Origin of the sequence: Amycolatopsis pithecellobii, from assembly GCF_009707865.1 — a bacterium.
GTDB classification, from domain to species: Bacteria; Actinomycetota; Actinomycetes; order Mycobacteriales; family Pseudonocardiaceae; genus Amycolatopsis_E; species Amycolatopsis_E pithecellobii.
The window spans coordinates 58200-82341 of record NZ_WMBA01000015.1; the positions used below are offsets into that span (position 1 = coordinate 58200).

22 protein-coding genes and 1 tRNA gene are annotated in these 24142 nt (G+C 68.1%); 11 read left to right on the plus strand and 12 right to left on the minus strand.

Features of this window, described 5'->3' with window-relative positions; translation table 11 throughout:
• Positions 1-26: 26 nt before the first annotated feature.
• The 3 genes from GKO32_RS12550 to GKO32_RS12560 all read right to left on the minus strand — a co-directional run bounded on the left by GKO32_RS12550 (position 27) and on the right by GKO32_RS12560 (position 1715).
• Positions 27-389 carry a DivIVA domain-containing protein gene (locus tag GKO32_RS12550; RefSeq protein WP_154757012.1) on the minus strand — a complete coding sequence of 121 codons (363 nt, stop codon included), beginning with the start codon at positions 387-389 and terminating at the stop codon, positions 27-29.
• Positions 390-516: 127 nt separating this feature from the next.
• Positions 517-1110, minus strand: a complete 594-nt coding sequence (gene pth, locus GKO32_RS12555) for an aminoacyl-tRNA hydrolase (RefSeq protein ID WP_312867831.1) — start codon at positions 1108-1110, stop codon at positions 517-519.
• Positions 1107-1715, minus strand: a complete 609-nt coding sequence (locus GKO32_RS12560) for a 50S ribosomal protein L25/general stress protein Ctc (RefSeq protein ID WP_312867832.1) — start codon at positions 1713-1715, stop codon at positions 1107-1109. The genes pth and GKO32_RS12560 overlap by 4 nt, the downstream gene beginning before the upstream one ends.
• Before the next feature lie 235 nt (positions 1716-1950).
• Here GKO32_RS12560 and GKO32_RS12565 point away from each other — a divergent pair, with 235 nt between their 5' ends.
• Positions 1951-2973 (plus strand): hypothetical protein, encoded by a 1023-nt coding sequence (locus GKO32_RS12565; protein ID WP_246243573.1) that lies wholly within the window; start codon positions 1951-1953, stop codon positions 2971-2973.
• A gap of 27 nt (positions 2974-3000) precedes the next feature.
• On the opposite strand, the gene GKO32_RS12570 is transcribed toward GKO32_RS12565, so the two are convergent.
• The 4 genes from GKO32_RS12570 to GKO32_RS12585 form a co-directional block, all read right to left on the minus strand.
• Entirely contained in the window at positions 3001-3981 is a 981-nt protein-coding gene (locus tag GKO32_RS12570; RefSeq protein ID WP_154757013.1) for a ribose-phosphate diphosphokinase, read from the minus strand.
• Positions 3971-5449, minus strand: coding sequence for a bifunctional UDP-N-acetylglucosamine diphosphorylase/glucosamine-1-phosphate N-acetyltransferase GlmU (glmU, locus tag GKO32_RS12575; protein ID WP_312867833.1), 1479 nt, complete (start codon positions 5447-5449; stop codon positions 3971-3973). The genes GKO32_RS12570 and glmU overlap by 11 nt, the downstream gene beginning before the upstream one ends.
• Before the next feature lie 46 nt (positions 5450-5495).
• A complete protein-coding gene (locus GKO32_RS12580) occupies positions 5496-7178 on the minus strand; it encodes a GGDEF domain-containing protein (protein ID WP_154757015.1) in 1683 nt (560 codons plus the stop codon).
• A gap of 79 nt (positions 7179-7257) precedes the next feature.
• Positions 7258-7329, minus strand: a tRNA-Gln gene (locus tag GKO32_RS12585).
• A 161-nt stretch (positions 7330-7490) separates the two neighbouring features.
• On the opposite strand from GKO32_RS12585, the gene GKO32_RS12590 reads away from it, so the two are divergent.
• Both GKO32_RS12590 and GKO32_RS12595 read left to right on the plus strand, forming a co-directional pair.
• Positions 7491-8429 carry an acyl-CoA desaturase gene (locus tag GKO32_RS12590; protein WP_154757016.1) on the plus strand — a complete coding sequence of 313 codons (939 nt, stop codon included), beginning with the start codon at positions 7491-7493 and terminating at the stop codon, positions 8427-8429.
• An 84-nt stretch (positions 8430-8513) separates the two neighbouring features.
• The gene (locus GKO32_RS12595; protein ID WP_154757070.1) at positions 8514-9107 is read left to right on the plus strand and encodes a TetR/AcrR family transcriptional regulator; all 594 of its coding nucleotides are present in this window, start codon (positions 8514-8516) and stop codon (positions 9105-9107) included.
• A 145-nt stretch (positions 9108-9252) separates the two neighbouring features.
• On the opposite strand, the gene GKO32_RS12600 is transcribed toward GKO32_RS12595, so the two are convergent.
• Positions 9253-10401, minus strand: a complete 1149-nt coding sequence (locus tag GKO32_RS12600; protein WP_154757017.1) for a PQQ-dependent sugar dehydrogenase — start codon at positions 10399-10401, stop codon at positions 9253-9255.
• A gap of 136 nt (positions 10402-10537) precedes the next feature.
• Here GKO32_RS12600 and mfd point away from each other — a divergent pair, with 136 nt between their 5' ends.
• From mfd to GKO32_RS12615, 3 genes are all read left to right on the plus strand, one after another.
• Positions 10538-14086, plus strand: coding sequence for a transcription-repair coupling factor (gene mfd, locus GKO32_RS12605; protein WP_154757071.1), 3549 nt, complete (start codon positions 10538-10540; stop codon positions 14084-14086).
• A 537-nt stretch (positions 14087-14623) separates the two neighbouring features.
• Positions 14624-15604: a hypothetical protein gene (locus tag GKO32_RS12610; protein ID WP_154757072.1), complete on the plus strand. Its 981-nt coding sequence runs from the start codon at positions 14624-14626 to the stop codon at positions 15602-15604.
• Positions 15601-16575, plus strand: a complete 975-nt coding sequence (locus tag GKO32_RS12615; protein ID WP_154757018.1) for a nucleoside triphosphate pyrophosphohydrolase — start codon at positions 15601-15603, stop codon at positions 16573-16575. The genes GKO32_RS12610 and GKO32_RS12615 overlap by 4 nt, the downstream gene beginning before the upstream one ends.
• Here the strand turns inward: GKO32_RS12615 and efeB are convergent.
• Genes efeB through efeU form a run of 3 tightly spaced genes read right to left on the minus strand, consistent with a single transcriptional unit; the run spans position 16572 to position 19782 of the window.
• The gene (gene efeB, locus GKO32_RS12620) at positions 16572-17819 is read right to left on the minus strand and encodes an iron uptake transporter deferrochelatase/peroxidase subunit (RefSeq protein ID WP_154757019.1); all 1248 of its coding nucleotides are present in this window, start codon (positions 17817-17819) and stop codon (positions 16572-16574) included. The genes GKO32_RS12615 and efeB overlap by 4 nt on opposite strands.
• A complete protein-coding gene (gene efeO, locus GKO32_RS12625; RefSeq protein WP_376765951.1) occupies positions 17816-18952 on the minus strand; it encodes an iron uptake system protein EfeO in 1137 nt (378 codons plus the stop codon). Before efeO ends, efeB begins: the two co-directional genes overlap by 4 nt.
• Positions 18949-19782 (minus strand): iron uptake transporter permease EfeU, encoded by an 834-nt coding sequence (efeU, locus tag GKO32_RS12630; protein ID WP_154757021.1) that lies wholly within the window; start codon positions 19780-19782, stop codon positions 18949-18951. The genes efeO and efeU overlap by 4 nt, the downstream gene beginning before the upstream one ends.
• 259 nt (positions 19783-20041) lie before the next feature.
• Between efeU and GKO32_RS12635 the strand changes: the two genes are divergently transcribed.
• Positions 20042-20698, plus strand: coding sequence for a lysozyme family protein (locus tag GKO32_RS12635; RefSeq protein WP_154757022.1), 657 nt, complete (start codon positions 20042-20044; stop codon positions 20696-20698).
• On the opposite strand, the gene GKO32_RS12640 is transcribed toward GKO32_RS12635, so the two are convergent.
• Entirely contained in the window at positions 20695-21099 is a 405-nt protein-coding gene (locus GKO32_RS12640; RefSeq protein WP_154757023.1) for a tetratricopeptide repeat protein, read from the minus strand. The genes GKO32_RS12635 and GKO32_RS12640 overlap by 4 nt on opposite strands.
• Before the next feature lie 86 nt (positions 21100-21185).
• On the opposite strand from GKO32_RS12640, the gene GKO32_RS12645 reads away from it, so the two are divergent.
• From GKO32_RS12645 to GKO32_RS12660, 4 genes are read left to right on the plus strand one after another with little or no spacing between them, the layout of a single operon-like run.
• Positions 21186-21665: a VOC family protein gene (locus GKO32_RS12645; RefSeq protein WP_154757024.1), complete on the plus strand. Its 480-nt coding sequence runs from the start codon at positions 21186-21188 to the stop codon at positions 21663-21665.
• A 37-nt stretch (positions 21666-21702) separates the two neighbouring features.
• Positions 21703-22989 (plus strand): phosphopyruvate hydratase, encoded by a 1287-nt coding sequence (eno, locus tag GKO32_RS12650; RefSeq protein ID WP_312867834.1) that lies wholly within the window; start codon positions 21703-21705, stop codon positions 22987-22989.
• A 10-nt stretch (positions 22990-22999) separates the two neighbouring features.
• Positions 23000-23560 carry an FtsB family cell division protein gene (locus GKO32_RS37955; RefSeq protein WP_166459512.1) on the plus strand — a complete coding sequence of 187 codons (561 nt, stop codon included), beginning with the start codon at positions 23000-23002 and terminating at the stop codon, positions 23558-23560.
• A 16-nt stretch (positions 23561-23576) separates the two neighbouring features.
• Positions 23577-24077, plus strand: coding sequence for a DUF501 domain-containing protein (locus GKO32_RS12660; protein ID WP_154757025.1), 501 nt, complete (start codon positions 23577-23579; stop codon positions 24075-24077).
• Positions 24078-24142 lie beyond the last annotated feature (65 nt).

Genomic DNA, 24142 nt, shown 5'->3' on the forward strand with positions numbered 1-24142 from the left:
ACCTCGCGGAGGTGCCCACCCTCAGGTCACGACGTCGGAGTGTCCAGCGGAGCCTGCCGTAGATGGGACGACGGGGCGCGGCCGGCCGTCGCCTGGGCGTCGGTGCGGGCGGTGGGCAGCGGATGTGCCTCGCCGGACCGCTGCGCGAGTGTGTCTTCGGCCTGGTCGAGGAACTTGTCGACCTCGCGCTCGTCGTAGCCGCGCTTGCCCAGCAGCGGTCTGTTGAACTCGACGTGGTGCACTTCGGCGGCGGTCAGATCGTCTTCGTCTCCGAGGGTCTTCGCGATACGCCGGACGAACGCGTCGACCTCCTGCTTGGCGTAGCCACGCCGCCCGATCGGCGCATTGGCGAATTCGACGCGGTTGACGTCGTCAGCGGTCAGGGACATGCGGAGCTCCAGTCGGTCGGGGCCTTTCCCGTATCAGTCCTAGCCGCGGCACAACGCGCCTGGAAGATCCGGGGACAGCATCGAACTCGATGGAGGCTCCCCGCGCATGCCTTCGAGTGAAGATCCGCTACGCAGCGTGGAAGGTGTTCTGGGCCGCCGTCAGCCCTTTGCCGATGAGCGCCTCGATGGCGTCGGCACAGCGATCGACCTCCAGCGGGAGCTCCTTGCGCTCGACCGTGGAGAAATCCTTGAGCACGAAATCGGCCGGATCCATCCGGCCGGGCGGGCGGCCGATACCGAACCGGACCCGGTAGTAGTCCTTCGTGCCCAGCGATTTGGTGATCGACTTCAAGCCGTTGTGCCCGTTGTCCCCGCCGCCGAGTTTCAGCTTGAGGCCGCCGAACGGCAGGTCGAGCTCGTCGTGGACGACGACGATTCCGGACGTGTCGATCTTGTAGAACTTGGCGGTCGCCGACACCGGCCCGCCGGAGAGGTTCATGAACGAGCGCGGTTTGGCCAGTACGACACGGCGGTCGGCGAGACGGCCTTCGAGCACCTCGGCGCCACCGCGGTGGGCCTTGAACTTCCCGCCGATCCGCGCGGCGAGCTCGTCCAGCACCATGAACCCCACGTTGTGCCGGTTACCGGCGTAGCGGGGCCCGGGATTACCGAGGCCGGCGAGCAGCACCTGCTCACCGGCCCCGGGCAGATCAGCGGTCACTCCGCGGCGGCCTCGGCTTCGCCGTTCTCCGCGCCTTCTTCACCCTCGGTCTCCGCGGCCTCGGCCTGCGGCTCGCTGATCGCGACGACCAGGGCCTCCGGGTCGGTCAGCAGGGTGGAGCCGGTGGGCAGGGTGACCTGCGACGCGGTGATCTGGGTGCCGACCTCGGCGCCCTCGATCGACACCTCGACCTGGTCGGGGATGTGCAGCGCCTCGACCTCGATGGACAGCGTGTCCAGGTCCTGGTTGAGCAGGCCGCCGGGGGCCGGGGTGCCGGACACCACGACCGGCACGTCGACGGTGACCTTCTCGCCGCGCTTCACGACAAGCAGGTCGACGTGCTCGATGTAGTTCTTGAGCGGATGCACCGTGATGGTCTTGGTGAGCGCCAGCTCGGTGTTGTTCTCCACGTCGAGGGTGAGCACGGCGTTGCTGCCGTTCTCCCGGACGACGCGGGCGAACTCGATCGCCGGCAACGCGAGGTGCCGGGGGTCGGTGCCGTGGCCGTACAGCACGGCGGGGATCTTTCCGGCGCGACGGGTGCGGCGCGCGGCGCCCTTGCCGAACTCGGTGCGTGGTTCGACGGACAGACGTACCTCGGACACGGTCTTGCACTCCTTCAACACGGTGGAACTTGTTGCGCGGGAATCATGTTGGCGGTGTCTGCGGCGGCGAGCGGCATGTGGACAGCGCGTGGCTACTCAAGCCGCCGCGTCGATCACGTCGGGCTGATGCCCGCCTCGCCGAGACAACCTGTTCAGTGTAAGCAACACGCCGTGGGAAGGGTTGCGGCGGGTCGCTCCGCGCACTAGGAAACCGGGGGAGCCTGGGGGTGCCGGAATGCCGCGTTCGATCATGAATGGCTTTCTTGTGCTGCTGATGGTCCTGGTCGCGAGCGCCTGCGAGGCCGCGCCCGGGACCCGCGGCCCCGATTCACGCGCCGCCATCGACGGTGCGCTGGCCGCGTTGCGCACGGAGCCCGCGGTGGCCTACGACCTGGCCGGGGGCGCGGTGCTGAACGTGACCGGCAAGGGGCTCGCGCAGGGCACGCTGCCGTTGCGGGGTGAGCAGGCTCCGATCGTGCGCGCCGGCGGTGACCTGTATCTGCGGGCGCCCGCAACGTACTGGCAGGCGCAGGGCATGTCGGCCGATCGAGCGGCCGAGTACGGCGCACGCTGGGCGCGATCGACGCCGGGCGTCGATCCCGGCTGGCTACTGACGCCGGCGACGCTCGCGCAGGCGTTGCGGGCCGCGGTGCCGGACACGGTCCGCGCCTCACGGATCACCCTCGCCGGCGGGCTGGACGCGCTGGATGCGGCCGGTCTTCGAGTCACCGCCGTGCCGCCGTTCCGGGTGCTCGATTTCGAGCCCGCGTTGCTCGGCAGCGGTGTTTCCCAGACTCTCGGCGACCCGCGGATCGGAGTGCGCGCGTTCCGTCCGAGCGAACACCCGGCGCTGCGGACGGCCTTCGACAACGCCGTAGACAGCCTCGGTCAGCCCTTCGTCGCCGGGCCGGTGGTCGCGGCCACGGTCACCGGCAACACCTTGGCCTGCACCACGGCCGGTGCCTGCACCGACACCGTGCAGGTCGCGAACCGGCTGCTCGGGGAGGCACCCGAGGCGTCGGCGCGGCTCGTGCTGCGGTCGTCGGTCTCCGCGGACAGGCTCGGCGCGCAGGACTGTGGTCAGGAACTCGTGACGCCATTCGACGCGGCGACCACGATGTCCTGCTCGGTGAAGTTCGCCCTGCCGAAGGTGTCCGGCACCGCGCAGGTCTCCGCCCTGCCGGCGGTCACCGCGGAGCCGGTCGCCGACCTCGACCCGGCCGCCTTCAAACAGGCCGCGGCGGCCGAACTCGGTTGACGACCGGAACGTGGCGCGCCAGGCGGATCAGGCGTGGCCGTCGAACAGGCTCGTCACCGAGCCGTCCTCGAAGACCTGCTGGATCGCCTCGGCGAGCAGCGGAGCGATCGACAGCACCGTCAGCCGCGGGAAGCGCTTCTCCTCCGGGATCGGCAGCGAGTTCGTCACGACGACCTCGCGCGCCTTGCAGTTGGACAGCCGCTCGGTCGCCGGGTCGGACAGGATGCCGTGCGTGGATGCGATGACGACGTCCGCCGCGCCCTCGGCCAGCAGCGCGTCACACGCCTTCACGATCGTGCCACCGGTGTCGATCATGTCGTCGACCAGCACACAGAGCTTGCCCTCGACCTGGCCGACGACGCGGTTCGCCACGGCCTGGTTGGGCTTGTCGGGGTCACGGGTCTTGTGGATGAACGCGATCGGCCGGTCACCCAGCTGCTGCGCCCACTTCTCCGCCAGCCGCACCCGGCCCGAGTCCGGGGAGACCACCGCGATATCGGCGTCGCCGTAGGTCTTCTTGATGTGCTCGGCCAGCAGGTTCTGCGCGAACAGGTGGTCAACAGGGCCGTCGAAGAAGCCCTGGATCTGCGCGGTGTGCAGGTCGACCGTCATGATCCGGTCGGCACCAGCGGTCTTGAACAGGTCCGCGATCAGCCGTGCCGAGATCGGCTCGCGGCCCTTGTGCTTCTTGTCCTGCCGCGCATACGGGTAGAACGGGACGACCACGGTGATCCGCTTGGCGCTCGCGCGTTTGAGCGCGTCCACCATGATCAGCTGCTCCATCACCCACTCGTTGATCGGGTTGGTGTGGCTCTGGATCACGAAGGCATCCGTACCACGCACCGATTCCTCGAACCGCACGAACAGCTCGCCGTTGGCGAAGGTGTGCGCGGTCTGCGGGGTGATCGTCACGTGGAGGTGCTCGGCGACCTCCTCCGCGAGCTCCCGGTGTGCGCGGCCGGAGAAGAGCATCAGGTTCTTCTTCGGCGTCCCGGACTTAGAACTCATTCGACGACTCCCGCTCGGTTTCGTGATCTTGTTCAGCGGCGAGTGCGGCTTCCGCCGCCTCCGCCGCGGGTGTGCCCGCCCTGCGCCGGGCCACCCAGCCTTCAATGTTGCGCTGCGGTCCCGTGGAGACCGCGAGCGCCCCCGGTGGAACGTTGCGCCTGATCACGGTGCCCGCACCACTGTGGGCACCGTCGCCGACCTCGACCGGGGCGACGAATGTCGTGTCCGAGCCGGTGCGCACGTACGACCCGATGGTCGTGTGGTGCTTGCGGACCCCGTCGTAGTTCGCGAAGACGCTCGAGGCGCCGATGTTGCTGTGCTCACCGATCGTCGCATCACCGACGTAGGTCAGATGCGGCACCTTCGACCCTTTGCCGATGTTCGCCTTCTTCGTCTCGACGAACGCGCCGATCTTGCCCTGTTCGCCCAGCACCGTGCCGGGGCGCAGGTACGAGAACGGGCCGACGTTGGCGTGCTCGCCGATCTCCGATTCCGACCCGTGCGTGCGTACCACGTGCGCGCCCGCGCCGACGCGGACGTCGGTGAGCGTGGTGTCCGGCCCGATCAGCGCGCCTTCGCCGACCGAGGTCTCGCCGTGCAGCTGCACGCCGGGCTCGATCCGGACGTCGCGGGCCAGCGTCACGCCCGCGTCGAGCCACGTGGTGGCCGGGTCGACCACGGTGACGCCGGCCAGTTGCCAGCGGCGCACGATCCGGCGGTTGAGCTCGGCACCGAGCGCGGCCAGCTGCACGCGGTCGTTGACGCCTTCGGTGAGCCACGGGTCGTCGGTCACGAGGGCGCCGACCTTGCGGCCGTCGGCGCACGCGTTGGTGAGCACGTCGGTGAGGTACAGCTCGCCCTGGCTGTTATCCGTGGACAGCCGGGTCAGGCCCTCGATGAGGAGCTTCGCGTCGAACGCGTAGACGCCGGAGTTGATCTCGGTGATGGCGAGCTGGTCCTCGGTCCCGTCACGCTGCTCGACGATGCCACGCACGGCGCCGTCGTTGTCGCGGATGATGCGGCCGTAGCCGGTCGGGTCTTCGAGGACCGCGGTCAGCACCGTCACGGCGTTGCCGTGCTCATGATGCTCGGCCAGCAGCGCGGCCAGCGTTTCGGTGTCCAGCAGCGGCACGTCGCCGTAGCTGACGAGGACCGTGCCGGACGGCGCGGCGGGCAGGGCGTCGAGCGCGCACGAAACGGCGTGGCCGGTGCCGTGGCGGACCTCCTGTACCGCGGTGGTGACCGGTCGGCCGAGGGGCTTGCCGAGCTGGTCCAGATGGGCGGAGACGGCTTCGAGACCGTGCCCCACGACGACCACCAGGTCCTGCGGGTGCAGGCCGGCGACAGCACGGACCGCGTGCTCGACCAGTGGTCGGCCGGCGATGGGGTGCAGCACCTTCGGGGTATCGGAACGCATCCGGGTGCCCTCGCCCGCGGCGAGGACCAACGTGCTCAGCGAGCCGGTCACGGCACTCCCAAACTGCAGACGACGGTGTATGTGCGGGGCACCGATCCTACGGAAGCTCTTCCAAGCTTGGCGCCGGGTCGGCCTCCGCCCAGGCCGCCCCCGATTCTCCCGGGATCGCATTCGCGGTGGCCACTTGATCACCACCACCGCGTTTCGCCTGGTACATCGCGGCATCGGCACGCGAAAGCACCTGATCCGCCCGCTCCTGCGGACGGAGCGAAACCAGTCCGACAGACAGTGTCACCCCGTGCGACAGGTGATGTGGCAGGGATGACACGGCGTTCACCGCGCGGCCGAGCGCCTGCTTCGCGGCGGAGACCGGCGCGCCGGGCAGGAGTGCGACGAACTCGTCACCGCCGTACCTGGCGACGATGTCGTCGCCGCGCAAGGCATCACGCAAGGTACTGGCCACGACGCGGAGCACGTCGTCGCCCTCGGCGTGCGAATGCTCGTCGTTGACGCCCTTGAACCCGTCGAGATCGATCAGCGCGACGGCCAGCGGCTGAGCCGTGGTCGAAGCCGACAACGTGCGCAGATGCTCGTCGAGCGCGCGTCGGTTCGGCAGGCCGGTGAGGGGATCCTGGAGTGCCTGCTGGCTGATCGCGCCGTGCTGTGCGGACAGGCGCTCGTGTTCGCGGCGGGTGTTGAGCGTGGCGATCTGCGATTCGCGCAACGACCACAGCTCGATCTCCAGGGCCGTGGCGTACTCGATGGACGAGTTGAGCTGCTCGCTCTGCGGGCTGCCCTCGGCGTCCAGCTTGGCGAGCTCGCGGATCAGGTTGACCCGCATCGACGGCTGCGCGTTGTCCTCGTCGAGGTTCAGCCGCGTCGACTGCAACGCCTTGATCGCTTCGTCGCGGCGGCCCGCGACGTACAGGCAGCGGGAAAGGGCGATGGCCACCAGGACCTGCTCGTGCTGGTAACCCGGCTCGACGAGCAGTCGCTGCAACCGGTCCACGTGCGAAGGATCGGGGGCGGCGAAGGCAAGTGCCGCGGCCAGCACACCGACCTGGTCGATCGCGGAGACCCCGATCCGGCGTGGGAACAGAGATTCGGCGAACGGCGCCTCGACCGCGACGGCCATCGATGCGGCCGTCTCGAACTTCATGGCCGCGTCCCGGTCGCGTTCGACGCGTTCCAGCCGCAGCGCCCAGCCGAGCAGCATCCGGATCCGGTTCATCAACTGCAGGGTGATCTCGTGCGGTCCCGCGGTTTCCCGGATCGCCTGGTGTGCCCGGGCGATGACCTCCTCCGCGGCTTCGTACACGCCGAGCTGGTTGAGGACGAGCCAGCAGTCGATGAACGCGCTGGACTGCGTTTTCGCCCATTCCCGGCGCGGCATCTGCATGTCCGGGCGATCGGAGTCGTCGAGAATCGCCAGTGCGCGGGCGATTTCGGTGAGCGCCGCGTCTTCTTGCGCGGCGAGGACCAGCCGGCGCCCGCGCAGTGCGTGCGCGTCGGCGCGGTAGAGCGAAAGGCCGTGGCGGCGGGTGTGGGCGAGCATTTCGTCCAGCAGTGACTCGGATTCCGCCGCCATCCCGCGGGTCACGAGCCGGGCGAGTGCGGCCGCACGCAACAGTTGCGCGATGAGGATCGGCTCGCCACGGCGCTGGGTCTCGTCGAGAAGTTCGTCAATCGTGCGGACGATCTCGAGTTGCTCGTGGTGCTCCGTGTGCTGCACGGCGGCGATCAGTTCGCGGGCGCGCCCCACCAGCCAGGCGTCGGACAATTCGGCCAGCGCCGGCCTTCGGCTGGTCTCGCTTTCGCCTTGCAGCGGGGCACCCCCTCGCTCGGGTCGGGCACTGCAGCTCCGCCGCCAGGATTCGAACCTGAACTGTCAGAACCAAAATCTGAAGTGCTGCCAATTACACTACGGCGGATCGTGCCTGGTCAGGATACCGACGCCGGAAACCGTCCCTGGCTCGGGGTTCCGAGCACTTTTCGGCTCTGCACAGGGGCCGAAACCTCCTGTACCGTAACTTACGGAAACGTAGGTTAGGTGACCAATCCCAGGTCCACATACAGGAAGAAGTGGTTGCGCATGACGGTTACGTTGGAGCCGGCTCCCACCAAAGGTCCGAAACCGCTGACCAGCGGGCAACGCCCGTTCAGCGTCCATTTCTCGGTGTACCTGGGGGTGCTGTTCCCGCTAGCCGCACTCGCCGTCGCCGTGCCCTTCGCCTGGGGGTGGGGGCTGAGCTGGGTGGATGTAGGGCTGTTCGTAGGTTTCTACGCCCTGAGCGGCCTGGGTATCACAGTGTCTTTTCACCGCTACTTCACACACGGGTCCTTCAAAGCCAAGCGCTGGCTGCGGATCGCGCTCGCACTCGCGGGCAGCTTCGCTGTGCAGGGGCCCGTCATCACGTGGGTTGCCGATCACCGCAGGCATCACGCGTTCTCCGATCGGGACGGCGATCCGCACTCGCCGTGGGCCTTCGGCACTTCACCGCTGGCGATCGCGAAGGGCTTCTGGCACGCGCACATGGGCTGGCTGTTCGAGCGCGATGTCAGCAATGCCGAGCGGTTCGCGCCGGATCTGCTCAGGGACCCGGCGATCAAGAAGATCGACGAGTACTTCTGGCTGTGGACCTTGTTGACCCTGACGCTGCCCGGCCTTCTCGGCGGGCTCATCACGTTGTCGTGGTGGGGCGCGGTGACCGGTTTCTTCTGGGCCGGGTTGGTGCGTGTGTGCGTGCTGCACCATGTGACATGGTCGGTGAACTCGATCTGTCACATGATCGGTGAGCGCCCGTTCAACGCACGGGACAAGTCGGCGAACTTCTGGCCGCTGGCAATCCTTTCGTTCGGCGAGTCGTGGCACAACCTGCACCACGCGGACCCGACCTCGGCGCGGCACGGTGTGAAGCGCGGGCAGATCGATATTTCGGCGCGGGTGATCTGGCTGTTCGAGAAGTTCGGGTGGGTGCACGATGTGCGCTGGCCGACCCCGACGCGCCTGGCCCGGTTGAAGGCCGAATAACCTTTCCAGGTGGCGGGACGACGACGAGCAAAACGCGATGCGGCTACCGGCGCGCGGCCGCCGGAGCCGGTTGCGCGCGTCCGGATGACGGGTGCCGCACGGCGGCAGCAACTGCTGGACGTGGCTCGCTCGTTGTTCGCGGAAAAAGGTTTCGACGGAACTTCGATCGAAGAGATCGCGCACCGGGCGAGCGTTTCGAAGCCCGTGGTGTACGAACATTTCGGCGGTAAAGAAGGCATCTACGCCGTCGTCGTGGACCGGGAAACGCAGTCGTTGCTGGACCGCATGGTGTCCACTTTGCACGGTGGCCACCCGAAGGCGATGCTGGAGCAGGCCGCGAGCGCTTTACTGGGTTACGTTGAAGACTCGCACGATGGTTTCCGCATCCTGGTGCGCGATTCGCCGGTGGCGAGCTCCACGGGCACTTTCTCTACTTTGCTGAACGACATCGCCAGCCAGGTCGAGCACATCCTCGGACAACAGTTCGCCGCGCGTGGCTACGACGAGAAACTCGCGGCGTTGTACGCGCAAGCGCTGGTCGGGATGGTCGCGCTGACCGGGCAGTGGTGGCTGGACGCGCGGAAACCCAAGCGCGACGAGGTCGCCGCACACCTGGTGAACCTGGCGTGGAACGGCCTGTCGAATTTGGAGCACAAACCGAAGCTACGGCTGGGTTAGTGCTGGTGGTCGGTGGCCGGCTCACCCACGAACAAATCGCCGCACCGACCCACCGCCCACTCCCACTTCCGACGAGGCGGCACCCGTCCGGCGAGGACATCTTTTGACGGGCCGGCTCCGGGATGACCACCCAACTCTGGGGGTCTTATGGCTTTATCTTCAGTACTTTGTCGTTGTTGCCGTCTGAGGTGGTTACGTACAGGGCGCCGTCTGGGCCTGTGCGGGCGGCGCGCAGGCGTCCGTAGGTGTCGTTGAATTCTGCCGGCAACGTGACATCCGTGATTGTGCCGGCCTGGTCGAGGCTGAACAGCATCATTTTCTGGCCCTTCAAGGCGACCACGGCAAGGCGCCCTTCCAATGGGCCCCATTGTGAGCCCGTCAGGAAAGTGGCGCCGCAGATGGCTTCGGTGATCTGGCCGGATGTCCACAGTGGACGTACGGCGTCCGGGAAGCGGGTGGTGTCGGTCATCGGGACGCTCTCGTCATAAGACGTGTCCGTGCCGCCTTTTGACGGGTCCCAGCCGTAGTTTCCGCCCGGCCGGATCAGGTTCAGCTCATCGTCGAAAGTCGGGCCGTGCTCCGCGGTGAACACCTGACCCGTGCCCGGCCGCACGGCCACACCCTGCACGTTCCGGTGCCCGAACGACAGTATCCGCCGCTCGTTCGGATCAGTTGAGGAGATGAACGGGTTGTCCGGCAACGGTTCGCCGGTCCGCAGGTCGATTCGTAGCACCTTCCCGCCGAGGCTGTGCCGGTCCTGCGCGATCGACGCACGGGCGGTGTCCCCGGTGCCGACCAGTAACGCCCCATCGGCACCGATCGTCGGGCGGCAGCCGGAGTGGCGGCCACTGGGGTTCAATGGCAGGCCGGTCAGCAGATCATGCACCTTCGTCGCACTGCGTTCGTCTGGCGAGAGTGTCCACGTGGTCAGCCGGATATCGATCGGTTGCCCGCCGGCGCCGTGAGTTTGGCACATCGTGAACTGCCGGGTCTGCGCGAAGTCCGGGTGCACGACGAGGCCCATCAACCCGCCTTCGCCGCGCGCGTATACATCGGACAGGTCGGCGTTGACGTCGTGCGCACCGGTGGAATCCACCAGCGATAAGCGGCCGGGACGTTGCGTCACCAGCAGTTTCCCGTCCGGCAGGAACCCGACGTCCCAGCCGTGTTCGAGGCCGCCGGCGAGCACGTCGACATGCAGGGGCCCCGGCTGGGCGGGCTTCGGGACAGCCGCCGGAGCACCTGAACACGCGGTGAGAAGCAGGGCGAACAGGACGATTCCGATCCGGCGCATGCCGCCATTGTGGCCCGCCGCCCGCCACCGCGCTCTTACCGTAGGCTGGAAAGCGAGAGCTCTCTGCCCGGTCTCGTCCCGGGAAGAGCTCTGTCCGCATGTCCTCACCAGGGGAGTTTTCGTGACCGACGGGGTGTTGTCCGGTCTGCTGTCGTCCGTCCTCGCCGATTCCGCGCTGCGTGGCGTCCTCGAACGGGCCGGCTCGCCGTTGCTCGACCTGCAGGGGCCGACCGCCGCCCGCCAGCTCGTCGTCGCCACGCTCGCGGCCGACGAAGGGGCCGCGCGCCCCGTCCTCGCCGTGACCGCGACCGGCCGCGAGTCCGAGGAACTGACGGCCGCGCTGGCGTCGTTGCTCGGTCCCGACATGGTGGCGGAGTTCCCGTCGTGGGAAACGTTGCCGCACGAACGGCTGTCCCCGCGAGCTGACACCGTCGGCCGCCGCCTCGACGTGCTGCACCGGCTGCGTGGTGGCGAACCACCGCGAGTGGTGGTCGCGACGGTGCGCAGCCTGATCCAGCCGATGGCGCCCGGCCTCGGCGAGCTCAAGCCGATCGACCTGGTGGTCGGCGAGGAGAACGACTTCGAGGGCGTGCTGGACCGGCTGGTGGTGCTCGCGTACACGCGCGTGGACATGGTCGAGAAACGTGGCGAGTTCGCCGTGCGCGGCGGCATCCTCGACGTGTTCCCGCCCACCGCGGACCACCCGTACCGCGTCGAGTTCTGGGGTGACGAGGTCAGCGATATCCGCGCGTTCGCGGTGTCGGATCAGCGGTCGCTGCCAGGGGAGATCCAGGCCGTGCACGCACCGCCGTGCCGCGAGTTGCTGCTCACGCCGCTGGTCAAAGCGCGCGCCGGTGAGCTGGCCGAACAGTATGCGGCCGACGCGCAGCTCGCCGAGATGCTCACCAAGCTCGCCGGTGGCATCCCGTCCGAGGGCATGGAAGCGCTCATTCCCGTGCTGTGCGAGGGAGAGCTGGAGCTGCTGACCGACGCGATGCCCGAGGGCACGCACGTGTTGCTCGCCGATCCCGAGAAGATCCGCGCGCGGGCGCATGATCTGGTGCGCACCGGGCAGGAGTTCCTCGAAGCCTCCTGGCTGGCCGCGGCGGGTGGCGGGCAGGCGCCGATCGACCTCGGCGCGTCCGCGTACCGCGATCTTGCCGAAGTGGCAAGGCATGCCGGGGCGACGAACCGTCCATGGTGGACGATCTCGCAGCTGACCGCCGAGGACGTCTACCAGGTCCCCGTCGAGCCCGCGCCGGCGTACCGCGGCGATCTGGAGCACGCCATCACCGACCTGCGTGCGCATCTCGCGGCGAACGGCACCGGGGTGCTGGTGGTCGCCGGGCACGGCACGGCGAACCGTGCGGTCGAACAACTTTCCGGTGCCGAGGTGGCCGCGAAGCTCGCCGAGGACGGGCTGGCCCAGGAGCCCGCGCCGGGCGTCGTCACCGTCGTGTGCGGTGGGCTGACCGAGGGTTTCGTCGCGCCGGCGCTGGGCCTGGTCGTACTGACCGAGGCCGATCTCACCGGCCGCGGCGCGACGGTGGCATCGTCCACAAAGGACCTCGGCACGAAGATGCCGTCCCGGCGCCGCAACGCGGTCGACCCGCTTGCGTTGAAGAAGGGCGACTACGTCGTGCACGACCAGCACGGCATCGGCCGGTTTGTGGAAATGGTCCAGCGCACTATTTCCGGGGCCACGCGGGAATATCTCGTGCTCGAATACGCGTCGTCGAAGCGTGGCCAGCCGGGTGACCGGCTTTACGTGCCGACCGACCAGCTCGACGAGGTGTCGCGTTACGTCGGTGGTGAACTGCCCACCTTGAACAAGCTGGGCGGCTCGGACTGGAAGAACACGAAAGCCAAGGCGCGCAAGGCGGTCAAGGAGATCGCGGCCGAGCTGGTGCAGTTGTACGCCGCCCGTCAGGCCGCGCCGGGACACCCGTTCGGCACGGACACGCCGTGGCAACGCGAACTGGAAGACGCGTTCCCGTTCGTCGAAACCAACGACCAGCTCGCCGCGATCGACGAGGTCAAGACGGACATGGAACGTGGCGTCCCGATGGACCGGGTGATCTGTGGTGACGTCGGCTACGGCAAGACCGAGATCGCGGTGCGCGCGGCGTTCAAGGCGGTGCAGGACGGTAAGCAGGTCGCCGTGCTGGTGCCCACGACTTTGCTTGCGCAGCAACATCTCAACACGTTCGGCGAGCGCATGCGGTCGTTCCCGGTGGCGATCAAGGGGTTGTCCCGGTTCACCGACAAGTCCGAAGTGGACGGTGTGCTGGCGGGGCTGGCCGAGGGTGACGTCGACATTGTCATCGGGACGCACCGACTGCTGCAGACCGGTGTGCGGTACAAGGATCTCGGCCTCGTCATCGTGGACGAGGAGCAGCGTTTCGGGGTGGAACACAAGGAACACATCAAGGCGTTGCGTACGCACGTCGATGTGCTGACAATGTCGGCGACACCGATCCCGCGAACGCTGGAGATGTCGCTCGCGGGTATCCGTGAGATGTCCACAATCCTCACCCCACCCGAGGACCGGCACCCGATCCTGACCTACGTCGGCGCGTACGACGACAAGCAGGTGGGCGCCGCGATCCGCCGCGAGCTGCTGCGCGACGGCCAGGTTTTCTATGTGCACAACAGGGTTTCCTCGATCGAAAAGGCCGCGCGCCGGTTGCGTGAGCTGGTGCCGGAGGCGCGGGTCGTGACCGCGCACGGGCAGATGAACGAGGAAAAGCTCGAAAAGATCATCCAGGGTTTCTGGGAACGCGAGTACGACGTTCTGGTTTCGACGACGATCGTTGAGACGGGGCTCGATATCTCCAATGCCAACACGTTGATCGTGGAACGCGGTGATCTACTGGGGCTCGCACAATTGCACCAGTTGCGTGGTCGCGTCGGCCGTGGCCGCGAGCGCGGGTATGCCTACTTCTTGTATCCGGGGGAATCGCCGCTGACGGAGACGGCGCATGACCGGCTCGCGACCATCGCGCAGAACACGGAACTCGGGGCGGGGATGGCGGTTGCCATGAAGGACCTGGAGATCCGCGGCGCGGGCAACATCCTTGGTGCGGAACAATCCGGGCATATCGCGGGTGTCGGGTTCGATCTGTACGTTCGGCTGGTCGGCGAGGCGGTGGATGTGTTCCGCCGCGGCGCCGGTGCCGAGCCGGTGGAGGAAGAGGAGCTCGGCGAGGTTCGGGTGGATCTGCCGGTCGATGCCCATATTCCGCACGATTACGTGCCCGGTGAGCGGCTACGGTTGGAGGCGTACCGCAAGATCGCGGCGGCGCCCGACAGTGAGGCACTGGCGGCGGTTGAGGAAGAACTCATCGACCGGTACGGCCAGCCACCCGCGCCGGTGCACCGCCTGCTCGCGGTCGCCCGTTTCCGCCACGCCTGCCGCGCGGCGGGTGTCACCGAGGTAACCATGCAGGGCAACACAATCCGGTTCTCACCGTTGGCACTGCCCGATTCGAAGCAGATCCGGCTCAAACGCCTGTACCCGAAAGCCATGTTCAAGGCGGTGACCAACACGGTCTCGGTCCCCAAACCGACGGAAGGCCCAGCCGGCGGCCGGATCGGCGCACCCCCGTTGCGGGATGAGGCATTGCTGGAGTGGTGCCAGAAACTGCTGACCAACCTGACCAAGGAACCAGCGACGGTGGGCTAGCCGCGGTGTGAGGGAATTCCGCCCAACTCACCTCACTCCCACCAGAAAACCGCCGCCATGCAACGAAAAGCCGGCCATGGGACCCACCGCCCACTCCCACCCCCGGACCAACACGAAGCCTCCTTAGCGGTCCGCACGCCGGGTCAAGGGTGGACGAAGTCCATCGCGAAGCGACGCCGAAGGCGCCCTTGACGCGGTGGGCCGACCGTTAAAGAATCAGGCGAAGTGGGGCGGGGGTGGGTCCCCTCAGCGAGGGCGCCCAGCGCCCGGTCACCTCCGCACGAAAAAGGACCAGGGCATCGCGCGGAGCGCGACTCAAAAAGATTGCCTCGCCGGCGGGCTGGCTCCGGGATAACTAGCCCAACGGGACCTCGCCTTGACAGGGTGGTCGAGCTGGGGCTTTTTCCAAGCGACCGGAACGCGCAACTCGGGCGCTTGGAACGTGCGACTCGCGCGCATCCAACGTGCAACTCGCGCCGCTGTCCCTGGGTCCCGGGGGTCCCGAACTTGGCTGGGTTGTGAGAGGGTACGCGTGTGATGCGGATCATGGGTCGTCGTCGTGCGCTGGTCGCCGCTGTCGTTGCCTGTTTGGCGCTTGCCGGGTGCGGGGCGGGGCCCAGTCAGGTGGGGGCCGCGTTCCTGTTGGGCGACCGCGAAACCACCCAGGCTCAGGTGCAGCAGCTTATCGACAACGCAGTGCGCGAACAGCCCGCCGCACAGCACTTGGCCCAGCAGCACAAGCTTGACTCGCTCGGCAGGGCCATCGTGTCGCAGTTGGTGGTGCACGAACTGCTTACTCAGGTCGCTCAGCGTGAGGGGCTCGCCACCGACGAGAAACTTATCAGCCAGGCGCTGGAACAGGATCCGCTCGCCACGCCGGTATCAGTCAACACCGTCGATCCGTCACAGTTGCCGAACCAGATCGCCTACCGGGCGCGTGACCACCGCGAAGCTATCACCGACCAGGTCCTGCTGCGGACGTTGGCACAAAAGTACTTCGACAAGATGTCGGTCACCTTCGACTACACGTCCGTCGTCTCGGAGGGCGCCGGTAACACCATGCGTGACAAGGCGTTCGCGAAGGCGCAGCAGATGGCCGCGAGCCCGGAAGCCGCCGCGCAGGTGATCCAGGCCGACACCGCAACCGGGCAGCAGACCGGCGTCGGCGAACGGGTGCCCGCCGTGCAGGCACCGGACCTCGCCGCCACCGTCGTCTTTGGCACCCAGCCGGGCACGGTGATCGCCTTTCAGCCCAGCAGTGAGCAAGCCGCCTGGATCATCGCCGTGATCCGCCAGCGCGATCTGAGTACCCCGCAAGCGGCGGACCAGACGACCGAACCCACCGCGAACCAGCTTGTCTCGATCGGGCAGCGGCTGCTGCAGCCTTATGCTGACATGGACAGCCTCAAAATCAACCCGCGTTACGGTGTGTGGGATCCGGTGGCGATGAACCTCGCGCCCAGTGCCGCCGAGACTACCGGCGCCGTCGTCTCCGTGAAGGGATCCGCCCAGCCTTGACCGCCACGGTCGTCCTCCTGCCGTATCCCGACGCCGGTATCCCACCGGCCGCCCTGCCGCACCTTCGTGGCGCGCGAGCCGTGTACGCGAGCGGTTTCGACGCCGATCTGACCGACCTCCTGGGGGCGAAACCGGCGCCATCCCCGGCCGCGCTGGCAGCGGAAGACGGGCCGCTCGTGCTGTTCGCGGCGTCCACACAGGACCCGGCGGTGCAAGCGTTGCCGGACGCACTCATCATCGCGCAACCACAAGGCGCGGGGCTGGTCGAGGCGGCGCAAGTGATGGACGTGCTGCGCTCGCCCGGCGGGTGCCCGTGGGACGCGAAGCAAACCCACGAGTCGTTGCGCCAGTACCTCGTGGAGGAGACCTACGAGTTGCTCGAGGCGATCGAGGACGGCGACCGTCCGGCGCTGCGCGAGGAACTCGGTGACGTGCTGCTGCAGGTGCTCTTCCACGCGAGGGTCGCCGCGGAGGACGCCGGCGATCCCTTCGACATCGACACGGTGGCGGACGGGCTGGTCGCGAAGCTGGTCGGCCGGCACCCGCACGTGTTCGCCGACGGTGACAAGCCGGGTGCGGGTGTCCCGCAATACGCGAGCCATACCGCCGAGCACCAGGAAGTGAAGTGGGAAGAGCTCAAACAGGCCGAGAAGCAACGCGAGTCCATTGTGGACGGAGTGGCGCTCGGCCAGCCGGCCGCCGCGCTCGCCGGGAAGCTCGGTCAGCGCAGCGGCCGCGCCGGTATCCCGCTCGACCTGTTCCCCGCCGGGATGGATGCCCCCGCCCGGCTGTTCACCCTCGCCGCCACAGCGCGCCGCGCCGGGGTGGATCCGGAGGGTGAGCTGCGCGCGGTGGCGAAACACTTCGCCACCCAAGTGCGTGCGGCGGAAGCGAACGCGCGCGCCGCAGGGGTGGATCCGTCCACTTTGGAGGCGGACGGCTGGCGCCGGTACTGGCCGTCCGCCGGCTAGGCCTCGAAGAGCGTGTCGCCCCAGTAACCGGTTTCCGAGACACCCGGCGGTACGGCGAACAGCGCGGAACCCGTGTGCTGCACGTATTCCATCATCGCGTCCTTGCTGGAAAGCGCTTTCTGCATGGGGATGTACTGCTTGCCAGGGTCCCGGTTGAAGCAGATGAAGAACAATCCCGCTTCGAGGTGCCCGACGCCGTCCGACCCGTCGACGAAGTTGTAGCCCCGGCGCAGGATCTTCACGCCGTTCAGGGATTCCGCCGCGGCGAGCCGGATATGCGAGTCCTCGGGCACCATCGGCTCCCCGTCCGCACCGCCGACCTGCAGATCGACCGGGTCGAACTCGGCGGTCTGGCCCAGCGCGGCGCCGTTGCCCTTCGTCCGGCCGATGACCTTCTCCTGCTCGTCGAGCGAAGTCCGGTCCCACGTTTCGATGTGCATCCGGATCCGCCGCGCGACCAGGTACGAACCGCCTGCCAGCCACGGTTTCCCGTCGGCCGCGCTGACCCACACCTGCTCGTCGAGCACGCCCGTGTCCTCGGCCTTGAGATTGTTCGTGCCGTCCTTGAAACCGAAGAGGTTCCGCGGGGTGCTCTGCGTCGTCGAGGTCGACGAGCTGCGCCCGAAACCCAGCTGCGACCACCGCACCTCGGCCTTGCCGAAGCCCAGCCGCACCAGGTTCCGCACCGCGTGCACGGCCACCTGCGGGTCGTTCGCGCATGCCTGGATGCACAGATCGCCGCCGCTGCGCGCCGGGTCGAGCTTGTCCTTGGGGAACGCGGGAAGTTCGGTGAGCGCGTCCGGCCGGTGCGCGGCAAGGCCGAACCGGTCGTCGAACAGCGAAGGCCCGAACCCGATGGTCAGCGTCAGTGCCGACGCCGGCAGTTCGAGCGCTTCCCCGGTGTCGCTGGGCGGCGCCGCCTTGGCCCCGTTCACCGCGCCGGCCGGCCCGACTTCCTGGCCCGCGGTCATCTTCCGGGCGGCGTCGGTCCACGTTTTCAGCAGTGACACCAGTTCCGCACGGTCCTTCGTCGTGACATCGAGCGCCGCGAAATGCAGATTTTCCTGTGCGGGCGTGACAATCCCCGCCTGGTGCGCGCCGGTGAACGGCACGACGTCCGTGGCCGCGCTGGCATTCGACGAGTCGAGCGCGCGGTCGATCCCGGCGCCGGCCGCGCCCGCACCGGCGAGCGCGACACCAGCACCGGCGAAGGCGAACATCCGGCGCCGGGATACTTCCGTCATTTCGCGACAACCTCCGCGACCTTGCTCAGCGGCTCGCTCAGCGCGTCCACCGCCGAAGCGAACTCCTTGATCTGATCCTGGCTCAACTCGGTGTAGAACTTGAACCCGTCACCGTTGCGGGTCGCGTCGAGCAGCTTCTGCACGTTTGCGAACTGAGTATCCACAGTGGACACGAGCTGGGCGTCGCGTGCCTGCAGCACCGGCCGAAGTGCCTGGATCGCACCCTTCGAACCGTCCACATTGGCCTGGAAGTCCCATAGATCGGTGTGCGAGAAGGCTTCTTCTTCGCCGGTGACCTTGCCGGTCGCGACCTCGTCCAGAAGTTCCTTGGCACCGTTGGCCAGATCCAGCGGGGACAGTTGGATCGTCTTGCTCTTGCCGACCAGTTCGTTGACGTCCGTGACGAGCTTGTCCGCGATCTTCGGACTGTCCGGCTGCAACCCGGTCACCCACAGATCCTTCTCCAGCCGGTGGAAACCGGTGAACTGCTGACCTTGTTCGAGATCCGCCTCGCGGACGTCGATCGCCGGGTCCAGGTCACCGAACTTCTCCGCGACCGGCTCGATCCGCTCGTAGTAGACGCGGGTGCTCGCGTAGCGGGCCTTCGCGTCCGCGACGTTGCCGGACTTCACCGCGTCGGCGAACTTCTGCGTTTCCGTTGCCAGCGCGTCGGTCTGGTTCGCCACAAAGGACGCGTAACTCGTCGTCGCGGCTGCCAGTTCGGCATTCGCGTCGGCCTGCTTCGTCGCCCCGCCGGTCACGGTGAACTGGCCGCGGATCCCGTCGCCGGCCATGCCGGGCTTGCACGCGGTCTGGTACTTGCCGCCGTCGGCGACCTCGACGTTGAGCTTGCGAGTCAGCCCCGGCGCGATGTTCTCGACCTCGCCGACGATCCGGTCGCCCTCGGCGTAGAGGTAGAACTCGGTGACCTTGGTGCCCTTGTTGGTCACCTCGAACGTCAGGTTGCCGGCGTTCGCGGTGGCGGTGGAAACCTCGCAGGCGGTGTCCGAAGCCGCGACGGTGATCGGCCCACCGCCGCCACTGCTCGCGGAATCCTGGCCGCTCGAACACGCGGCCAAGGTCAGCAGCGCCGCCGAACCGGCCAGCGCGAACAGTCTCTTCGGCAAGGTCACTCCTTTGCGCCCACGAGGGCTGGTTTCGGGGTGGTGCGCCGCAAGAACAGCGGCAGCACGATGGCGATGTAGGCGACCCACGCGACGGCCTGCAGGACAGTCGTCTGCTGCGAGTAGTTGAAAATCCCCTTGAGCAGCGCGCCGTACCACGAGTCTTCGGGGATCGCACTCGACGCGTCGAACGCGAAAGTGTGCAACCCGGGCAAGAACGCCGCTTCCTGTAGATCGTGCAGGCCGTAGCCGAGGACGCCGGCGGCGACGAAGACGAGCAGCACGCCGGTGATCTTGAAGAACTTGCCGAGGTCGAACCGGACGGCGCCGCGGTAGAGGAGGTAGGCGATGATCACCGCGGCCACGATCCCGATCGCGAACCCGATGAGTGGCTGCGTCGTGCCGCCCTGGGCGCTTTGCACCGTCGCGTAGAAGAAGACCGCGGTTTCCAGGCCTTCCCTGCCGACCGCGAGGAACGACAGCAGGAACACCGCGAGCGGACCGACCGCGATCGCTTCGTCCATCTTCCCGCGCAGCTCGGCGGCGATACTCCGCGAGGCCTTGCGCATCCAGAAGATCATCGCGGTGACGAAGACGACGGCCACGATCGAGAGGCTGCCGCCCAGCAGTTCCTGTTGCTCGAAGGACAGCTGAGCCGTGGTGTAGGTGAGGACCGCGCCGATCCCGATCGACAGCAGGACGGCGATCGTGATGCCGGGCCACACCCAGCGCAGCGCCGCCCGCCGGTCCGTCTTGACGAGGAACGCCACTAGGATGCTGACGACGAGCGCGGCTTCGAGACCCTCGCGCAAGCCGATGAGCAGGCTCGAGAACAACAACTTAGGGCCTCCTCAGTGCGGTCCGTCCTGATGTTTTTAGGTAAGGCTTGCCTGTATGTCTAGTGGCAGTATGCTCTGGCGGCCGTCCGCGCCGGTCAAATCGGACATGGCGACGCGCGTTTGCACTGGTCAGCGCATCGGCGGGCGGCTTCATAACAAATGATGTGATCCCGGCGGCACCACCCGCCGACGGCGGTGATCGGCGGTTTTTCGCAACGTTCGGTCCGCCTGGGCCGCCCGGTGTCTATAACCTGATCCGGTGGTCGAGCCCACCCCATCAGGGGATGTCACCCCGCGCCGGTCCTCATCGTCGCTGTGGCTCGCCATCGGGATCGTCGCGACCGGCATCGTCCTGATCTTCACGCTCGGCACGAACCGGCCGGTCACCACGCCGCCACCGGCTCAAGCCGGACCCGCCCCACCGTCCCCGCCGCCCGCGGCGGCGGCACCGAAACCGGCGGTTGCCCCGCCGGTGGACCGGCCGACGCAGTCCGACGAAGCAGAGCTGGACGCATGGGCCCGCAAGCTCGCCGGGCCGGCCAAGCTCGCCCCCGCCGTGCTGTCCGCCTACGGCCGGGCCGAGATGCGCATGCGCGGCGAGGCGCCCAACTGTCACCTCTCGTGGGCCACGCTCGCCGGACTCGGGCAGGTCGCGGCCGTCGGCGCCGGCCCATTGCCGGTGCCGCAACAGATCTGGGACCGCTGGTCCGCCCGTGCCGTGCACGACGCGAAGCCCGCGGACACGCACAACGCCGCCGACGCCGCGTACACCGTGGCTCGCTACCTGTGCTCGACCGGCGCCGACCTGTCCAGCGCGGGCGGCTGGTGGACGACGATCCTCGGCTACACCCAATCCCTGCCGGACACGCAGGACGCACTGACCGCCGCCGACACCTTCGCGGCGGCGAAACCCTAGTTCTCCTGAAGGCGAAGGCGGGCGTTCACTTCGGACAGCGCGTCCTGGTATTCGGGGACCGGATTCATCGCCCACGCCATCCTTAATTGACCGAGCGCCTCGACCAATCGGCCGAGGCGCTGGAGGGTGCGGCCCAGTACGAACCGGGCGTAGTGATCAGACGGATCGAGCTCCAGTACCCGCGTGAACGCCTGCTCGGCATGGTTGAGCTGCGCGGAATGGAAGTAGGCGCGACCGGCCAGCAGTTGCACGCTTGGCTTGTCCGGTTCCGCGTCCAGCACCGGTTGCAGTGCCTTGAGCGCGTCCAGCGGGCGCCTGTTTTCGATCAGCGCCTCGGCCTGACGGAACGCCTCGAACCGGTTGTCGCCGACATGGTCCAAAGTGAGGTTCTCGTCATCCATAGTCTGATCGACGTTACCCCCGAAAGAGCACTTTCGGCAGGGGTGCGATCACGGGGTGGGACGGCCATCTGGTGCACTACACGCCCATGAGCGAACCTCGGTACCTGGGTCTCTCGCCCTACCTGTACTACACCGACGCGACCGCCGCGCTCGAGTGGCTGATCCGGGTGTTCGGCTTCGCCGAGCGGGTCCGCTACGTCGACGGCTCCGGTCACGTGTTCCAGGCCACGGTGGCGGCCGGTGACACCGAGATCATGCTCGCCGGTGTCGGCGCGGACTACTGGGACAGCAAAGGTGTCGACCGGCCGGTCGGCCAGCTGAACGTCGTCTACGTCGACGACGTGGACGCCCAGTACGAGCGGGTGTGCGCGGCGCTGGGTGAGAACGCCGACGTCACCCCGCCACAGGATCAGCCTTACGGCGCACGGGTGTTCACTGTCGCCGACGTCGGCGGTAACAGCTGGACCTTCTGGCAACGGACTTCCGACACCGCCGAGCTGCCGCCGGGGTGGCAGGAAATCAGGGCGGAGCCTCCACCGAGTGATCACGACCTGCCGTTAGGCTGAACCTGTCAGCCCCCGGCACAAACCATAGGAGCGACGAGTGGCGGTCATCGAGCAGGTAGGCGCTCGCGAAATCCTGGATTCGCGCGGTAATCCGACTGTCGAGGTGGAGGTGGCACTCGACGACGGGACGCTCGCACGGGCCGCCGTCCCGTCGGGTGCGTCCACCGGTGAGCACGAGGCCGTCGAACTGCGTGACGGCGATGCCAAGCGCTACAACGGCAAGGGCGTCGAGCGTGCGGTCGCCGCCGTCCTCGACGAGATCGGCCCGGAGCTGATCGGCATCGAGGCGGTCGAGCAGCGCGTCGTCGACCAGAAGCTCGTCGATCTCGACGGCACTCCCGGCAAGTCCCGTCTCGGCGCGAACGCGCTGCTGGGCGTCTCGCTCGCGGTCGCGAAGGCCGCCGCCGAGTCCGCCGAGCTGGAGCTGTTCCGCTACCTCGGCGGCCCCAACGCGCACGTGCTGCCGGTGCCGATGCTCAACATCCTCAACGGTGGCGCGCACGCCGACACCGATGTGGACATCCAGGAGTTCATGATCGCGCCGATCGGCGCCGAGAACTTCCGCGAGGCACTGCGCTGGGGCGTCGAGGTCTACCACTCGCTCAAGTCGGTGCTCAAGGGCCGTGGCCTGGCCACCGGTCTCGGCGACGAGGGCGGGTTCGCGCCGAGCCTGTCCAGCAACCGTGAGGCGCTGGACCTGATCACCGTTGCGATCGAGAAGGCCGGCTACCGGCCGGGCCGGGATGTGGCGCTGGCGCTCGACGTGGCCGCGACCGAGTTCTTCACCGACGGCACGTACAGCTTCGAAGGCAGCAAGCGCACCGCCGAGCAGCTGGGCGAGTACTACGCCGGGCTGGTGGACGCATACCCGCTGGTGTCCATTGAGGACCCGCTGGCCGAGGACGACTGGGACGGCTGGGTCGAGCTGACCCGCCGGCTCGGTGAGCGCGTGCAACTCGTCGGCGACGACCTGTTCGTCACCAACCCCGACCGCCTCGAACAGGGCATCGACCGCGGTGCCGCGAACGCGCTGCTGGTCAAGGTCAACCAGATCGGCACCCTGTCGGAGACTCTCGACGCGATCGCGCTTGCGACCTCCTGCGGTTACAAGAGCATGATGAGCCACCGTTCCGGCGAGACCGAGGACACCACGATCGCCGATCTCGCGGTCGCCACCGGCGTCGGCCAGATCAAGACCGGGGCGCCCGCCCGCAGCGAGCGCGTCGCGAAGTACAACCAGCTGCTGCGCATCGAGGAAGCCCTCGGCGACGCGGCACGCTATGCCGGTGACCTGGCCTTCCCGCGGTTCAGCACGGAGAGCTGACGGACGGCCGATGAACCAGCGCGGCAGGGAACGCAGCCGGCGTGGCCGCCGCACGGAACGTCGTGCGGACGGCCAGCCGGGGCGCCGCGCCGCGGGTTCGCCGGGCGCGGAGGGCAGACCTCGCCGGGTGCGGCGCGAGCCGGTGAAATCGCGGCTGCGCCGAGGTTTCGGCGGGAAACAGGTCGCCGGGGCGACCCGCGTGCTCGGCATGTCCACCACCCGCCGCGCGGCGGTGATCGCGATTGTGGTGTGCGCGCTGGCGTTCACCCTCGCCGTGCCGCTGCGGACCTACCTGAGCCAGCGGGGCGAGATCTCCCAGCAGGAGCAGCGGCAGGCGCAGCTGCGCGACGAGGTCGAGCAACTGCGTGCCCGGCAGGCGGCGCTCAACGACCCGGCGCAGGTCCAGGCCGAGGCGCGGCGACGGCTGCGGTACGTGATGCCCGGTGAGACGCCGTATCTCGTGCAGCTGCCCGAGGACACCCCGGAGGGTCAGCAGCAGCTCGCCCAGCAGCAGGCCGGCACCGGCGGCGTGGCCTGGTACCAGCGGTTGTGGTCCACGGTCGGGCACTGAACGGCCACTTGCGACAATGACGTCCGTGCAGAAAGCCTTCGAGCCCGTGACCGACGCCGACCGCGAGATCATCGCGGTGCAGCTCGGCCGCCCGCCGCGTGCGCTGCGTGCGATCGCGGCACGCTGCCCCAGCGGGCACCCCGCAGTGGTACAGACCAGTCCGCGGCTCGAGAACGGTACGCCGTTTCCCACGCTCTACTACCTGACCTGCCCGCGGCTGGCTTCGCTTGTCGGGCGGCTCGAAGCGTCGGGCGTGATGAAGGAAATGACCGAGCGGCTCGCGGTCGACGAGGAGCTGGCCGCGGCCTACCAGCGCGCGCACGAGTCGTACCTGGCCGAGCGGGACGCGATCGAATCGCTCGGACACCAGGTCACCGCGGGCGGGATGCCGGGGCGGGTCAAATGCCTGCACGTCCACCTCGCGCACACGCTGGCCTGCGGCCCCGGGGTGAACCCGTTCGGCGACGAGACGCTCGAACTGCTGCGCCCGGACTGGCCGTCCGGCGACTGCGCATAAACGCCAGCCCCTCGCCCACCACCGCCCTCAACGGAGGCGCTGCGCGCCGCAGTACTCTCGCCAGC